The organism is Actinomadura sp. 9N407 (assembly GCF_044326315.1).
GTDB lineage: Bacteria > Actinomycetota > Actinomycetes > Streptosporangiales > Streptosporangiaceae > Spirillospora.
Genome location: NZ_JBIRAW010000005.1, coordinates 112,797 through 127,249, shown reverse-complemented (window position 1 = coordinate 127,249; position 14,453 = coordinate 112,797). Strand labels below are relative to the sequence as shown.

Sequence of the window (14,453 nt, the reverse complement as noted above, 5' to 3'; positions counted from 1 at the left end):
CGGCTCACCCGCCTTTCTGTGATGTCAGGGGTGATGGCAGAGGAGCGACCAGCGGCGGCGCCGCGGGCGCGAGGGCGTGGACGTCGGCCCCGCCGGGCCGCAGCTCGCCGGGGAAGTGGCAGGCGGCGTGCCGGCCGGGCGCGATCTCCGCCAGCGGCGGCACGTCCGTCGCGCAGCGGGCCCGCGCGATCGGGCACCGGGACCGGAAGACGCAGCCGGAGGGCCGGTCGACCGGCGAGGGGATGTCGCCGGCCGGCAGGATCCGGTGCTCGGCCTCGCGGCGCATCGACACCAGCATCGCGGCGTACGGGTGGGCCGGTTCGGCGAAGACCCGGGCGGTCTCGCCGACCTCGACCAGGCGGCCCAGGTACATGACCGCGACGCGGTGGCTGAGGTGCCGGACCAGGCCGAGATCGTGCGTGATGAACAGGTAGGACAGGCCCATCTCGCGCTGCAGGTCCTGCAGCAGGTTGACCACCTGCGCCTGCACCGACACGTCCAGGGACGCGGTCGGCTCGTCGGCCACGATCAGGGACGGGTCGAGCATCAGGGCGCGGGCGATGCCGACGCGCTGGCGCTGCCCGCCCGACAGCTCCTGGGGGTAGCGGCCGGCGAAGGCCGGGTCGAGGCCGACCCGTTCCATCATCGCGGCCACGGCCTCGCGCCGGGTGGCCGGGTCGCCCTCCCGGTGGACGCGGAGCGGCTCGGCGAGCACGTCCCCCACCCGCTGGTACGGGTTGAGCGAGGTGGACGAGCTCTGGAACACCATCGCCATCCTGCGGCGGACCCGGCGCCGGAGCGCGGCCCCCCGCAGCGCGGTGATGTCGTCGCCCTCGAACTCCACCCGGCCGGAAGTCGGGCGCTGCAACCGGATCAGCGTCCGGGCGACGGTGGTCTTGCCGCTGCCGGACTCGCCGACCAGGCCGAGCGTCTCGCCGCGCCCGACGTCGAAGCTGACGCCGTCCACGGCGCGCAGCGTCCGGCCGCCGGACATCCGGAAGTCCTTGACCAGATCCGTGACGCGGGCGACCGGAGCGGTCGGGGTCTCGTCGCTCATCGGATCACCTCGACCGGGATCGGGCCGTAGCCTTCGGCGCGCAGGCAGGCGGTCATCCGGCCGGGCGCCACCTCGCGCGGCGCGGGCCGTACCGTACGGCACACGTCGTGGGCGCTGGGGCAGCGAGGTGCGAAGGCGCACCCCGGCGGGTCCTCGGCGGGCGAGGGCGGGCGGCCCTCGATGGCCTGGAGCCGGTCGCCGCCGCCGATACCGGGCGCCGCGCGCAGCAGTGCCCAGGTGTACGGGTGGCGCGGCGAGGCCAGCACCTCGCCGGTGGGGCCCTCCTCGACGACCTCGCCCGCGTACATCACCACCAGCCGGTCGGCGACGTCGGCGATGACGTCCAGGTCATGGGTGGCGATCACGATGGAGATGCCGAGCTCGCGGTTGAGGTCGCGCAGCAGCTCCAGGATCTGGGCCTGGGTGGTCACGTCGAGCGCGGTCGTCGGCTCGTCGCAGAACAGCACGGCGGGTCTGGCGACCAGCGCCATCGCGATCACGACCCGCTGGGCCTGGCCGCCGGAGATCTCGTGCGGGTGGCTCGACATCCGGGCGGCGGGCTCGGGGATGCCGACCCTGGCCAGGGTCTCCTCGGCCAGCTCGCGGGCGGCCCGGCGCGACAGCCCGGGATCGGCGCTGCGGGCCGACTCGATCAGCTGGGCGCCGATCTGCTTCATCGGATGCAGGGCCCGCCACGGGTCCTGGAAGACCAGCCGGGCCCGGCGGGCGCGCAGCTCGCGCACCTTGCGGCGCGGCATGGCCAGGACGTCGGTCCCGTCCAGGACGACCGAGCCCGTCACCTCCGCGCCCGGCGGCAGCAGCCGCAGCGCGGCGAGGATGGAGGTCGACTTGCCCGATCCCGACTCCCCCGCCAGCGCGACCACCTCGCCGCGGCCGGCGGTGAACGTGACGCCCCTGATCACCTTCAGGGCGCCGTGCGCGGAGGGCAGCGACACCCGGACGTCCCGCATGAGCAGGGCGTCCCCCGGGTCCTTGCTCGTGGAGCCGGCCGCCGAGGCGACCGGCGCTTTCGTCTTGCTCACACCGCCCGCCCCTCCTCTGGCCGCCGCGCGACCGTGACCCACGGATATCCGCCCGGCCCGAGCGCGCTCTGCCGCACGCCGGTGAACCCGGCCGCCTCGGCCACCGCGACCAGGTCCGCGGACGCGGTGGTACGCCACCAGGGCTCGTGGCCGTGCTCGGCGTCCCAGTCGTCCAGCCAGGCCTGGTACGGGTCGCGCCGGGCATAGGGCGTGACGTCGGAGAAGACGAGGTCGCCGCCGGGCCGCAGCAGCCGGAACGCCTCGGCGAACACCTTCTCGACCGCGTGCGGCGGGATCTCGTGCAGCAGGATGAACGAGGTCACCAGGTCCTGGCTCCCCGCCGGCAGGCCGGTGTCCTCGGCCGGCGCCCGGACGAGGTCCCAGCTCATCCCCCGGTCGGAGGCACGGCGCTGGGCGTAGCGGAGCGCGGCCATCGACAGGTCCACGCCGGTCACCCGGGCATCGGGATACCGCTCGGCCAGCTTCAGGGTGTACTGGCCCGTTCCGCAGCCGAGATCGCAGACCGCCGCGTACCCCTCGCGCGGGGCGACGTCGGCGACGGCCGCGCGCTGGGCGAAGATGTCGCCGAACGCGGGGACGAGCAGGTAGCGGTAGACCAGCTCGTGGTGGACGAAGCCCATGTGCTCGTGGCCGTCCCAGCCGCCCCGGGTGCCGTGGAACTCGTACCGCCAGTACCTCGGCACCGCGCCGTCGCCACGGTCGGCGATGGCGTCCGGGGCCGGGGCGGTGGCCATCGGCTCCAGGCCCGCGCGCCGCTCGTCGAAGGCGTCGACGGCGCGCGGGGTGAGCACCCGGCGGTTCCAGCGCAGGGCGGCGCCGATCACGGCCTGCTCGGGCATCCCGTCCAGCTCCGCGGCGACCGCGGTGCGCAGCCGGACGATGTCGGCTCCGGCGTCCCGCGCAGCGGCGGCGGGCGAGGACTCGACCCGGGCGCGGACCTTCGCCCGCAGCGGGCCGAGGGCGGCGCGCATCCCGGCCAGGAACTCCAGCTCGGCCCGGCCGCGCTGGCCCAGGGCGACCGAGGCGTTCATCCCGTCGGGGACCGCCCGGCCGGCGGCCTTCTGATCGGCGCCCACCGCTAGGCCCCCTGCTTGGTGATGCCGTCCAGCAGCAGCATGAGCCCGTTGCTGTTGTCGAACCCGCTGACGCCCTTGCGGGTGCCGCCGACCGTCGGCGCCCCGTAGGTGTAGAGGATGTACGACTGGTCCAGCAGGTGCTTGGCACTGGCCACGAGCTTCTCCTCGCGCTTGGCGGCGTCGAGCTCGCCGCGCTGGTCGGCCAGCAGCCCGTCCCAGCGCGCGTCCTTGACGAACGGCTTCTTGGACGAGGACACGTGCGTGTACGTCCGGTCGGCGTCGAAGATGCCGGTGTAGGACGCCCCGCGGTAGAAGACGTCGGCGTCGGAGCCGTTGCGGAACGAGCGCACCCAGACCGGCGTCTCCACCGCGTTGATCTTCGGCTTGAAGCCCGCGGCCTGGAGCTGGGCGCCGATCGCCTCGTACAGCTTCTTGTAGAGGGCCATCCCGAAGATCTCGATCTCGGCGCCCTCCGCGCCGGCCGCCTTGAGCAGGGCCCTGGCCCCGGCCAGGTCGTGCGGCGGGCGGGTGAGGGAGGTGGTGTGCCCGGTCACGCCCTTGACCGGGAGCTGGCCGTCCTCCAGGACCCCGGCGCCGAAGGTGAGCGCGTCGATCAGGGCCTTGGCGTCGATCGCCTTGATCGCCGCCTGCCGGACCCGGATGTCGTCGAACGGCGCCTTGGTGGTGTTCAGCTGGAACATGTTCTGGTTGCCGCTGAAGTCGGAGTGGATCGTGAGGTCGTCGCGGCCCTTCAGCGTGCGGATGGTCTCCGCGCCGAGGTTCTGCGCCGCGTCGACCTGCCCGGCCTCCAGCGCCGAGGCCAGCGCGCCGGCGTCGGTGAAGTACTTCAGGGTGATCTCGGGGGTCTTCGGCTTGGTGCCGTAGAAGCCGTCGTACGCGGCGAACTCGGCGCCCCGGTCGGCGGCGAAGCTCTTGATCTTGAACGGTCCGGAGCCGATCGGCGCGGCCATGAACCCGTCCGGGCCCTTGGCCTTCCAGTACGCCTGGGGCACCACGAAGACCTGGCCGACCCGGCTGAGCAGCAGCGGGTCGGGGGCCTTGGTCTCGATCTCCAGGGTGCCGGCGTCGATCTTGCGGACGCCCTTGATCCCGGTGATCAGCGTCGCGTTGGCGTACTGCTCGGCCAGCAGCTCGGTGAAGCTGAACACCACGTCGTCGACCGTGACCGGCGAGCCGTCGTGGAACGTGACACCCGACCTCAGCTTGAACCGCCACACGGTGTCGCTGCGGCGCGTCCACTCCTCGGCGAGCCGCGCCGCCGGCTCGGTGGCGCCGCGCAGCTGGCGCACCAGCGTGTCGAACGCGTTGAACTGGAACGTCGTGTACTGCTCCAGCATCGGGTTCATCGTGTCGTCCACGACGACCGTGCCGATCGTCAGGCTCCGGCCGCCCGTACCGCCACCGGACGACGAGCCGGGGCCGCAGGCGCTCAGCAGGCCGGAAGCGGCGACCGCGCCGCCGAGCGCGATCCCCGTTCCCAGGAACCTCCTCCTGCTGAACGCCGGCCCGGAGGTGAAGGCAGAATTCTCGCCCACTGACTCGCTCCCTTATGAAAGGTCTCTCGTTGAGCTCGGGTAATGCTCGGGTCGTACGGTGCGGCGGTCAGCCGGCCCGCTCGCGCATGACGGCCTCGACCCGGACGTCCGGGTCCAGGACCGCTCCAAAAACGCGCCGGACGAACGCGGCGCGCTCCTCGGCCAGCCGGGCCGGCAGTTCGCCGGCGGGGCGCAGCGCGTCGACCGTCCCCTCGTCCAGGCAGCCGCGCTCGCGCAGGAGCTGCTCGAGCACCAGGTTGCGGTCCCGCAGGATCCACACCTCCGAGGCCAGCTCGGTCAGCATCCGGGTGATCTCGTCCAGCCGCTGGGACTCCAGGTAGCGGGGTCCGTCGTTCGCCGTCATCGCTGCCGCTCCTTGTGTCCGCGCACGATCCAGGGGTAGTCGCCCTTGCCCAGCCCGTAGGCCTGGACGTCGGTGAAGCCCGCCGCCTTCAGCAGCGCGGGCAGGTCCAGCTGGAGGTAGGACCGCATGAACGGCTCGCCGCGGTTCTCGGTCTCCCAGTCCAGGACCACCGAGCGGAAGGCGTCGTTGCGGTCGAACGGGGCGATGTCGCCGATCACGATGTCGCCGCCCGGCTCCAGCACCCGGAACAGCTCCGCCACGATGGCCTCGGTGGCCTTGGGCGGCGTCTCGTGGAACAGCGTGAAGACCGCCACCAGGTCGACCGAGGCGTCCGGCAGGCCGGTGCGCTCGGCGGGTGCCTGGATCAGCTCCCAGGCATGGCCGTCGTGCACGCACTGCGCCCGCGCGTACCTGAGCTGCGTCGCCGACAGCTCGACACCGACGTACTGCGCGTCGGGGAACTCGCGGCTCACGACGGCGGCGAAGCGGCCGTTGCCGCACCCGGGCTCCAGGATCCGGCGGTAGTCGCGCCGCGGGGCCTCCCGGACCACCTGGGTGCGGTGGTCGGTCAGGCTCTCGCCGGCGCGTGCCGCGCCGACGCCGCCGGGCATCAGGACGTACTTGTAGCCGAGGTCGCTGATGACCACGCCCATGAGGTCGTGCCCGTCCCAGCCGCCGGTCGTGAGGTGGAAGCCCTCCCGGTGGTACGCGGGGGCGTCCTGCTCGGGGTCCAGGACCAGCGAGCCCGGGGCGTCGGCGGGGACGTCCAGCCACGCCTCGATCTCCGGCCGCGCCTGCTCGGCGGCGGGCAGCGCCCGTACGTAGATCTCCTCGGCCACGTAGCGGGTGAGCAGGCGGTCGAACAGCCACGGCCCGTGGCCGCCGAGCGCCTCGTCCACCGAACGGCGTCGTCCGGCCAGGTCGAGGGGAGGATCGGGCACCACCGCGGCGTACCTCGCGGCGGCGTCCACCTGGAGCACGCCGCCCGTGTAGCCCTGCAGCGAGCCGAGGAACTCCAGGCCCGCGCGATCTCTCTGGGTCACCGGAACGTCCATGCGACCCTCCTTTCCGTCTCGCCGATCTCGTCGGTCACGTTTCCTCCGGCCGGTCTCTGTGCCGATCTCAGGGCCGGTCTCATTCGCTCGCCACGGTCTCGGGCACCCGGGCCGCGAGCATCGAGGAGCGCAGCAGGTGCGCTCGGGCGAGTTCCGGATCGGCCGCCGTGCGGCGCATGTGCTCCTGCTGGCGCAGCCGCTCGGCCGGGTCCTCCTCCTGGAGGACCTCCCAGTTCTGGTGCGTCACCACGCGGACGTAGTCGTGCGCCACCGCGCTCCGGGTGGCGTCGTACGCGTCGAGGAGCGCGGTGTCGCCCGCCTCGGCCGCGAGGATCGCGGCGGACGCGGCGGCGGCGTCGTGGATTCCGCTGTTCATCCCCATGCCGCCGAGCGGGTTGTTGATGTGCGCCGCGTCCCCGGCCAGGAGCACCCGCCCGATCCGGAACGTCTCGGCGACCCGCTGGTGCACGGTGTAGATCCGCGTGTGGGTGACCTCGTACGGGCGGGGCTGCGCGGCCACGGCCTGCAGCCGCCGCTCCACCTCCGCCGGGGCGAGGCCGCCGGCGGCCTCGTCGCTCTCCGAGATCGGGAACAGCGCCCGCCAGTGCTTGGGCGTGCGGAGCAGCACCAGCCACTCGTTCGGGTCGGAGATGTAGTTGACCGAGGCGATCCCCGGGATCAGCGCCGCGAAGTCGTCGGTGGTGGAGACGACCAGGAACCGTTCCGGATAGGTCATGCCGGTGAAGGCGATGCCGAGGGAGCGGCGCACCGCGCTGTGCGCCCCGTCCGCCGCGATCGTCCAGCGGGCGCGGCAGGTCACCGCCTCCTCCCCCGCCGTCGCGTCGGCCGGGCCGACGAGCAGGGAGACGGTTCCGTCGTCCCCGCTCTGGTCGGCCGACCGCACCTGGGCGCCGTGGACCACCGAGACGCCGGGCATCGAGGCGAGCCGGTCGCGGACGATGCGGACGAGGTTCTGCTGCTCGCTCTGCAGCCGGTAAGGAAACCTGGTGTCGGCTTCGATGCTGGCCAGGTCGAAGTGGGCGACGAGGCCGTTCTCGCGGTCGCGGTACTGGTAGGTGTCCGAGACGAGACCGGCGCGGTGCAGTTCCTCGCCCACGCCGAGCGCGTCGAGGATCTCCAGGGTGGGCGGGTGGAACGTCGAGGCGCGCGACTCGCTCACGTCGGCGGCCTCGAACGCGTCCCGCCCGGCCTCCTCGAAGACGACCACGCGCAGTCCGGCCCGCGCCAGGGTGAGGGCCGCGGTGGCGCCCACGGGGCCGAGGCCGACGATCGCCACGTCGATCTCACGATCGGCGTCACGCGGTCGCCGCCATTGGTCGAAGCCGAGAAGCACGGAACCTCCTGCTGTTCGCATCTCTCACAATGCGGAAACCATGCATTCGCTATGTGGAAGAGCTAAGCGCAGGATGTCCTGATTCGTCAATGGTTCAGCGACTGTTTAACCCAGCAGTTACACGGAGGACCTGGTCTTATGCGAACGAAACGGCGGTACGGCGGGCCACGGCGGAACGGAAAACGCCTCCCGCGATGCGGGAGGCGTGGGTTCCGAGGCCGAGGGCCGGCGGGACGTTTCAGCCGGTTCCGGGGGCCTCCGCGGAGCCGTCCGCCAGCGCGGCCGAGATCTCCTCGGCGCCCGCGACCACCAGCTCGACGATGCGGGCGCGGTCGGCCTGCTGCAGGCGGTAGAGCGGGCCCGCGATGCCGAGGGCGGCGACCACCTCGCCCTGGTCGCGGATGACGGCCGAGGCGCCCCATATGCCCTCGTCCACCTCACCGAAGCTCTCCACCCAGCCGACCCGGGCCACGGTCTCCACATCGGCCTCGAACTGCTCGCGGACCCGGTCGGTCAGCTCGGGGACCGAGGCCAGGTAGCGCCGCCGGTCGGCCGCCGGCATCGACGCCAGCAGCACCCGGGGGGCCGATCCCTTGTGCAGGGTCATCGGCTGGCCGGGGTCGAACTGCAGGCGGACCGGATGCGGCGAGTCCACCCGGTCGACGCACACCGCGCTCCACCCGATCCGCTTGATGAGCAGGGTCGTCTCGCCGCCGGCCACGGCGAGCGACTGCAGTACGGCGCGCGCCCGCCGCTCCAGGGTGTCGTCGGCCGCCCGCGCCGCCCGCGCGAGCCGGACGAAGACCGGCGACAGCCGGTACTCCCCCGACCCCACGTCCTCCACCAGGCCGGTCTCCCGCAGGACCGTCAGGTAGCGGTACACCGAACTCATCGGGATGCCCAGCTCGGCGGCCAGCTCGGCCGCCGACAGGGTGTGGCGCCGCTCGTTGAACGCCAGCAGCAGGTGCAGCACCTTGCGCGAGCTCTCCGCCCCGCTGCGCCGCCGGGTCTGCTCCGTCACGTCGCGTTCCTCTCCTCGCCGGTCACCCGATACAGCCTGATACCGCCTGATACAGACCGATACCGCCTGATCTTGACCGGCGGGCCGCCGGACTTCTAGAGTGTCCCACATAGCGTAAGTCAATCTCTCACAATGCGGGAACCGGGCAGCTCTCTTCTTTCCCTCGCTTCCACCCTTCACCTCATGCCCGGAGGACGGTCGCATGCTGCGGCACATCATCCTGCTTCGCTGGTCCCCCGACACCACCCCGGACCAGAAGAAGGCGGCCGAGGCGGGCTTCCACGCCCTGCCCGCCGCGATCACCGAGATCCGCGCGCTGACGTGCGGCGCCGATCTCGGCCTCGGCGGCACGTACGACTACGCCGCCGCCCTGGACTTCGACGACGTCGCCGGCTGGCGCGCGTACCAGGCGCACCCGGCGCACCGCGCCTTCGTCGACGGCGTCCTCAAGCCGGTCCTCGCCGAGCGCGCGGCCGTCCAGATCGATGTCTGACGAGGCAAGGCCGGGCCAAGCCGAATCCGACCAGGCCGAATCCGGACGACCCGAGCCCGGCGAGGCGGCCGGCGGGCTCGCCGAGGACTACCTGAAGGCCGGGTTCGGCGGGCGGATCGGGATCGGGCGGAGGCCCGCCCTCATCGTGGTCGACCTGGTGCGCGCCTATCTCGATCCGGACTCCCCCCTGTACGCGGCCGCCGAGCACGTGGTGCCGCGCGTCGCCGAATTGGCGCGGGACGCGCGCCGCCTCGGCCATCCGGTGGTGTTCACCTACGTCTCGTACGCGCCGGGCGGCGCGGACGGAGGCTGGTTCTACCGCAAGGTCCCCGCACTGCGGTCGTTCGACGCGGGATCACCCTGGGCGGCGCCGCCGCCGGAGCTGGTCCCGCTGCCCGGGGATCTGACCATCACCAAGCAGTATCCGAGCGCGTTCTCCGGTACCGCGCTCGCCGCCACGCTCACCTCGCTGGGCGTCGACTCGGCGGTGATCACCGGGGTGAGCACCAGCGGATGCGTACGGGCCACCGCCGTGGACGCGCTCAGCCAGGGACTGCGGCCCATCGTGGTCCGCGACGCCGTCGCCGACCGCGACCCGCGGCCCCACGAGGCGGCGCTGTTCGACCTCGGCGCCAAGTACGCCGACCTGCACGACACCGCCGAGATCGCGGAACTCTGGAAGGCACCGGCATGAGCGTTCAGAACGGCTACCCCGCCGACCGCCTCCGGGCGAGGATGACGGCGGGGCCGGCGGTGATCGCCGCCGGATGCCATGACGCGCTCGGCGCCCGGCTGGCGACCGCCGCCGGGTTCGAGGCGGTGCACCTGTCCGGTGCCATGGTCGGGGCGACCTCGCTGGGCCTGCCCGACCTCGGCTTCACCGGCGCGTCCGACATGCTGGAGGCGCTGCGCCGGGTCGTCGCCGGCACCTCCCTGCCGATCGTCGCCGACGCCGACACCGGCTACGGCGATCCCGTCCAGGCCGCCGAGACGGCCCGCCGCTACGAGCGCGCGGGCGCGGCGGCCCTGCACCTGGAGGACCAGGTGACGCCCAAGCGCTGCGGGCACATGGCCGGGATCCGGCTGGAGGAGCTGCCCGTCGCGGTGGCCCGGCTGCGGGCCGCGATCGACGCCCGGGAGCGGCTCGTCATCATCGCCCGTACCGACGCGCTGCGGGTCGCGGGCCCGTCGGAGGCGCTGCGCCGGGTGAGCGCGTTCGCCGCCGCCGGCGCGGACGCGGTGATGGTGGAGGGAGCGGTGGACGCGGCGACCGTACGGGACGTCCGCGAGGCGGCGGGCGGGTTGCCCGTCGTCGTGAACTGCTCGGCGGCCGGACCGCCCGCCGATCCCCTGGACGAGCTGGCCCGGGCCGGAACCCGGCTGGCGCTGTTCCCGGTCGCGGCGGCCCTGGCGGGCGCGGGCGCGATGCGGGAGACCTACCGGCGGATCCGCGCGGACGGCCGCGCCCCGGACCCGTCCATGACCTGGACCGAACTCAACGACCTGCTCGGACTGCCCGGCCTGGCCGCGCAGGAGGCCCGCTGGCGTCCCGGACCGGACGCCGCCGCGAAGGAGTCATCATGACGACCGTGCTCGCCGACCGTTCCGTCTACGGCGTGATCGTGCCGTCCACCAACACGGTGGTCGAGGACGAGTACTACCGGCACCGCGCGCCGGGCGTGTCCTTCCACGCCGGCCGGATCCTGATCCGGGACGAGAAGCTGGACGACGACGCCTCGTTCGAGTCGTTCCTGGAGGACCTGCGCCGGGAGATCGGCAAGGCCGTGGAGTCGGTGCTGACCTGCAGGCCCGACCATCTGATCATGGGGATGAGCGCGGAGACCTTCTGGGGCGGCGCCGAGGGCGCGGCCGAGTTCGAGCGCTGGATGCGCGAGCTGTCGGGGCTGGAGGTGACCACCGGTGCGGCGGCCTGCCACGCGGCCCTGACCGAGCTCGGCGTCCGCCGGATCGGCGTGATCACGCCGTACCAGCCGGTGGCCGACGAGCAGGTCCGCCGGTTCTTCACCGAGCTGGGGTACGACGTCGCCGCCGTGCGCGGCCTCAAGTGCGAGTCCGCGACCTCCATCGCCGATGTCGGCCCGGCCGAGCTGCGCGCGGCGTTCGCCGCCGTGGACGCGCCGGACGTGGACGCGCTCGTCCAGGCGGGTACCAACCTGCCGGTGATGGGCGTGGCCGCCGAGCTGGAGGAGGAGCTGGGCAAGCCGGTGATCGCGATCAACGCCGCGACCCTGTGGCACGCGTACCGGACGACCGGGATCACCGGTCCCGTCCCCGGCGCGGGCAGCCTGCTGGCTTCCCTCTGAGGCGCCGGACCATGAACGAGAGGAAAGAGATTCCGATGGCAAAGGTACGCGTCGCGGCCGCGCAGTTCTTCTCCGGTACCGATCCCGAGGCGAACCTCGCGCTGTGCGACCGTTACGTCCGCCAGGCGGCCGGGCAGGGCGCACGGCTGGTCGTCCTGCCGGAGAACGCCAACCGGGTCCGCGACTACGCGGGCCGGGCCGAGTGCTGGGCGCGCAGCGAGGAGCTGACCGGCCCGTTCGTGACCGGGCTGCGGGCCACCGCCGCCGAGCTGGGCGTGCACATCGCGGCGGGCGTCGACCTGCGCGGGGAGACCGAGCCGGTGGTGTACATCGCCTCGGTCCTCATCGGCCCGGACGGCGAGATCATCGGGGTGCACCACAAGCACGTGCTGTGGGACTACGAGTACACGCTGTTCGAGCCGGGGAACGAGCCGTACGAGGTCTTCGAGACCGCGCTCGGCCGGATCGGGCTGCTGCTGTGCGCGGACGGGATCGTCCCGGAGACGCCCCGGGCGCTGGGCCTGCTGGGCGCGCAGATCCTGTGCAACTCGCTGAACTCGCGGGGACCGGACGAGGCGCGCGTCCACGTCCCGCTGCGCGCGATGGAGAACCGGGTCTTCCACGTCGCGGCCAACACGGTCGGCGGCCCGGCCGACCAGTGGCCGTGGATGGGCGGCAGCCAGATCGTCGCACCCGACGGGACGCGCCTGGCCGAGGCCGGGGAGCTGGACGAGGAACTGGTCGTCGCGGACATCGAGCCGGCGGCCGCCGATGACAAGGCGATGCCCGGCGTGGCCGACCTGTTCGCCTGGCGGCGCCCGGAGCTGTACGGCGTCCTGACCCTGCCGCTGGACTCCGTACCGGCGGCGGCGATGTACGGCCCCGCACCGGCCGGCATGCCACCGCGCCCGCTCGCCGTCGCCGTCCTCCAGACGAGCCACTTCCGCAGCACCGAGTGGACGGTCACCCGCACGCTCGGCCAGATCTCGTACGCGGGCGCGCGCGGCGCGACGCTCGGCGTGCTCCCCGAGCTGTTCTGCTTCGCCCCAGGCGAGGTCGCCGCCGATCCCGCCGCGGCCGCCGCCGTCTCGCGGGACGTCCTGGCCCGGCTGGCGGCCGCCTGCGCCGACGCCGAGCTCTGGGTGGCGGCCAACCTCGTCGAGGCCGACGCGGGCCGGTACCACTCGACGGTCTTCCTGCTCGACGACTCCGGAACGGTCGTCCACCGCTACCGCAAGACGCACCTGACCGACGCCGACCGCGCCTGGGCCACGGCGGGCGGCGCGCTGTCGGTGGCCGACACCGCGATCGGCCGGATCGGGTTCATGATCGGCGAGGAGGTGTGGGTCCCGGAGGTGGCGCGCGCCCTGGCCCTGGAGGGCGCCGAGCTGATCGCGCATCCGACCTCGTGGACGTCCCCGGAGGCCATGCACGTGGCCGCCACCGAGCGTACCGAGGAGAACCGGGTCCACCTCGTCTCGGCCAACCGGCTCGACAGCCCGGTCCCGCTGGGCAGCCAGGTCCTGCGGGCCGACGACTTCGAGCCCGGCCAGCCGATCGCCGTGATGCGCTACCCCACCGCCTACTGGACGCGGCACGGCTTCGAGGAGCAGCTGTCGATCGACCTGGACCTGCGCGAGTCCAACGACAAGATGATGGGCCACCATCTCGATCCGCTCGCCAAGCGGCATCCGGACCTCTACGGCATGTTCACCACCGGGTAGCACCGGGCATCGACCTAGGTGGTGCCGGGCGCGTCCGGACGTGTCGGTCTCCTGGCATAGGGGCGATCCGAGCGTCACGACGCCGCAGGAAAGGGATCCTGCGAGCGCTCCCGGCACCGCCTGCACTCTTCAAAGGAGAAGCGGTCATGGCGAACAGCAACCGGGGCATCGTCTTCGTGGGGCCTGGCAAGGTCACGGTCGAGAACCTGGACTATCCGAAACTCGAACTGCCCGAGCAGGGCGGTCGCAAGCTGCAGCACGGCGTGATCCTCAAGACCGTCGCCACCAACATCTGCGGGTCCGACCAGCACATGGTGCGCGGCCGGACGACCGCGCCCGCCGGGCTCACGCTCGGCCACGAGATCACCGGCGAGGTGGTCGAGGCCGGCCGGGACGTCGAGTTCGTCAAGCCCGGCGACATCGTGAGCGTGCCGTTCAACATCGCCTGCGGGCGCTGTCGCAACTGCAAGGAGCGCCACACCGGCGTGTGCGAGAACGTCAACCCCGCGCGGGCCGGAGCGGCCTACGGGTACGTGGACATGGGCGGCTGGCGCGGCGGCCAGGCCGAGTACGTGACCGTCCCGTACGCCGACTTCAACGCGCTGCGGCTGCCGCCCGACCGGGACGCCGTGATGGCGAAGATGCGCGACCTGACCATGCTGTCGGACATCTTCCCCACCGGCTACCACGGCGCGTACACCGCCGGGGTGACGACCGGCTCCACCGTGTACGTGGCGGGCGCGGGCCCGGTCGGGCTGGCCTGCGCCACCGCCTGCCTGCTGCTCGGCGCGGCCGTGGTGATCGTCGGCGACATGAACGCCGAGCGGCTCGCCCAGGCCCGGAGCTTCGGCTGCGAGACCATCGACCTGTCGGCGCACGGCGACGTGGCCGAGCAGATCGAGCAGATCCTCGGCGTGCCCGAGGTGGACGCCGCCATCGACTGCGTCGGGTTCGAGGCGCGCGGGCACGGCCCCGAGGGGTCGGCCGGCGAGCAGCCCGCCACGGTGCTCAACTCGATGATGGACATCACGCGGGCCGCGGGCCGGCTGGGCATCCCCGGCCTGTACGTGACCGGCGACCCCGGCGGGGTGGACGAGCACGCCAAGACCGGCCAGCTCGGCCTGCGCTTCGGCTTGGGCTGGGCCAAGTCGCACGTCTTCACGACCGGGCAGTGTCCCGTCATGCGCTACAACCGGCAGCTGATGATGGCGATCATGCACGACCGGGTACAGATCGCCCGCAACGTCAACGCGACCGTCATCCCGCTGGACGAGGCGCCCGGCGGCTACCACGCGTTCGACCAGGGGGCGGCCCGCAAGTACGTGATCGACCCGCACGGCATGCTGCCGGCGGCCTAGGCGGGCG

At 73.0% G+C, this 14,453-nt stretch carries 14 protein-coding genes; 6 read left to right on the top strand and 8 right to left on the bottom strand.

Features of this window, described 5'->3' with window-relative positions; translation table 11 throughout:
- Positions 1-4: 4 nt before the first annotated feature.
- The 8 genes from ACH34Q_RS10115 to ACH34Q_RS10080 form a co-directional block, all read right to left on the bottom strand.
- Entirely contained in the window at positions 5-1,057 is a 1,053-nt protein-coding gene (locus ACH34Q_RS10115) for an ABC transporter ATP-binding protein (protein WP_395982553.1), read from the bottom strand.
- Positions 1,054-2,100, bottom strand: coding sequence for an ABC transporter ATP-binding protein (locus ACH34Q_RS10110; protein ID WP_395982552.1), 1,047 nt, complete (start codon positions 2,098-2,100; stop codon positions 1,054-1,056). The genes ACH34Q_RS10115 and ACH34Q_RS10110 overlap by 4 nt, the downstream gene beginning before the upstream one ends.
- Complete coding sequence (locus tag ACH34Q_RS10105) at positions 2,097-3,197, bottom strand: class I SAM-dependent methyltransferase (protein WP_395982551.1); 1,101 nt, start codon at positions 3,195-3,197, stop codon at positions 2,097-2,099. The genes ACH34Q_RS10110 and ACH34Q_RS10105 overlap by 4 nt, the downstream gene beginning before the upstream one ends.
- A 2-nt stretch (positions 3,198-3,199) precedes the next feature.
- Positions 3,200-4,753, bottom strand: coding sequence for an ABC transporter substrate-binding protein (locus ACH34Q_RS10100; RefSeq protein ID WP_395982550.1), 1,554 nt, complete (start codon positions 4,751-4,753; stop codon positions 3,200-3,202).
- A gap of 67 nt (positions 4,754-4,820) precedes the next feature.
- Entirely contained in the window at positions 4,821-5,117 is a 297-nt protein-coding gene (locus ACH34Q_RS10095; RefSeq protein WP_395982549.1) for a hypothetical protein, read from the bottom strand.
- Positions 5,114-6,172 (bottom strand): methyltransferase domain-containing protein, encoded by a 1,059-nt coding sequence (locus ACH34Q_RS10090; protein WP_395982548.1) that lies wholly within the window; start codon positions 6,170-6,172, stop codon positions 5,114-5,116. The genes ACH34Q_RS10095 and ACH34Q_RS10090 overlap by 4 nt, the downstream gene beginning before the upstream one ends.
- 79 nt (positions 6,173-6,251) lie before the next feature.
- Positions 6,252-7,526 (bottom strand): FAD-dependent oxidoreductase, encoded by a 1,275-nt coding sequence (locus tag ACH34Q_RS10085; RefSeq protein WP_395982547.1) that lies wholly within the window; start codon positions 7,524-7,526, stop codon positions 6,252-6,254.
- A 238-nt stretch (positions 7,527-7,764) separates the two neighbouring features.
- The gene (locus ACH34Q_RS10080; protein WP_395982546.1) at positions 7,765-8,547 is read right to left on the bottom strand and encodes an IclR family transcriptional regulator; all 783 of its coding nucleotides are present in this window, start codon (positions 8,545-8,547) and stop codon (positions 7,765-7,767) included.
- 202 nt (positions 8,548-8,749) lie between these two features.
- Between ACH34Q_RS10080 and ACH34Q_RS10075 the strand changes: the two genes are divergently transcribed.
- The 6 genes from ACH34Q_RS10075 to fdhA all read left to right on the top strand — a co-directional run bounded on the left by ACH34Q_RS10075 (position 8,750) and on the right by fdhA (position 14,446).
- On the top strand, positions 8,750-9,040 hold the full coding sequence (locus ACH34Q_RS10075; protein ID WP_395982545.1) for a Dabb family protein: 291 nt from the start codon (positions 8,750-8,752) through the stop codon (positions 9,038-9,040).
- Entirely contained in the window at positions 9,033-9,734 is a 702-nt protein-coding gene (locus ACH34Q_RS10070; RefSeq protein WP_395982544.1) for an isochorismatase family protein, read from the top strand. The genes ACH34Q_RS10075 and ACH34Q_RS10070 overlap by 8 nt, the downstream gene beginning before the upstream one ends.
- Positions 9,731-10,624, top strand: coding sequence for an oxaloacetate decarboxylase (locus tag ACH34Q_RS10065; RefSeq protein WP_395982543.1), 894 nt, complete (start codon positions 9,731-9,733; stop codon positions 10,622-10,624). The genes ACH34Q_RS10070 and ACH34Q_RS10065 overlap by 4 nt, the downstream gene beginning before the upstream one ends.
- Positions 10,621-11,364, top strand: coding sequence for an arylmalonate decarboxylase (locus tag ACH34Q_RS10060; protein WP_395982542.1), 744 nt, complete (start codon positions 10,621-10,623; stop codon positions 11,362-11,364). The genes ACH34Q_RS10065 and ACH34Q_RS10060 overlap by 4 nt, the downstream gene beginning before the upstream one ends.
- A 35-nt stretch (positions 11,365-11,399) precedes the next feature.
- Positions 11,400-13,088 carry a nitrilase-related carbon-nitrogen hydrolase gene (locus tag ACH34Q_RS10055; RefSeq protein WP_395982541.1) on the top strand — a complete coding sequence of 563 codons (1,689 nt, stop codon included), beginning with the start codon at positions 11,400-11,402 and terminating at the stop codon, positions 13,086-13,088.
- A 146-nt stretch (positions 13,089-13,234) separates the two neighbouring features.
- Positions 13,235-14,446, top strand: coding sequence for a formaldehyde dehydrogenase, glutathione-independent (gene fdhA / locus ACH34Q_RS10050; protein ID WP_395982540.1), 1,212 nt, complete (start codon positions 13,235-13,237; stop codon positions 14,444-14,446).
- Positions 14,447-14,453 lie beyond the last annotated feature (7 nt).

Excerpts from the sequence above, each read along its gene's own strand:
- ACH34Q_RS10115 (WP_395982553.1), bottom strand. The coding sequence starts at position 1,057 with ATGAGCGACGAGACCCCGACCGCTCCGGTCGCCCGCGTCACGGATCTG.
- ACH34Q_RS10095 (WP_395982549.1), bottom strand. The coding sequence starts at position 5,117 with ATGACGGCGAACGACGGACCCCGCTACCTGGAGTCCCAGCGGCTGGAC.
- ACH34Q_RS10090 (WP_395982548.1), bottom strand. The coding sequence starts at position 6,172 with ATGGACGTTCCGGTGACCCAGAGAGATCGCGCGGGCCTGGAGTTCCTC.
- ACH34Q_RS10075 (WP_395982545.1), top strand. The coding sequence starts at position 8,750 with ATGCTGCGGCACATCATCCTGCTTCGCTGGTCCCCCGACACCACCCCG.
- ACH34Q_RS10070 (WP_395982544.1), top strand. The coding sequence starts at position 9,033 with ATGTCTGACGAGGCAAGGCCGGGCCAAGCCGAATCCGACCAGGCCGAA.
- ACH34Q_RS10065 (WP_395982543.1), top strand. The coding sequence starts at position 9,731 with ATGAGCGTTCAGAACGGCTACCCCGCCGACCGCCTCCGGGCGAGGATG.
- ACH34Q_RS10060 (WP_395982542.1), top strand. The coding sequence starts at position 10,621 with ATGACGACCGTGCTCGCCGACCGTTCCGTCTACGGCGTGATCGTGCCG.
- ACH34Q_RS10055 (WP_395982541.1), top strand. The coding sequence starts at position 11,400 with ATGGCAAAGGTACGCGTCGCGGCCGCGCAGTTCTTCTCCGGTACCGAT.
- fdhA (WP_395982540.1), top strand. The coding sequence starts at position 13,235 with ATGGCGAACAGCAACCGGGGCATCGTCTTCGTGGGGCCTGGCAAGGTC.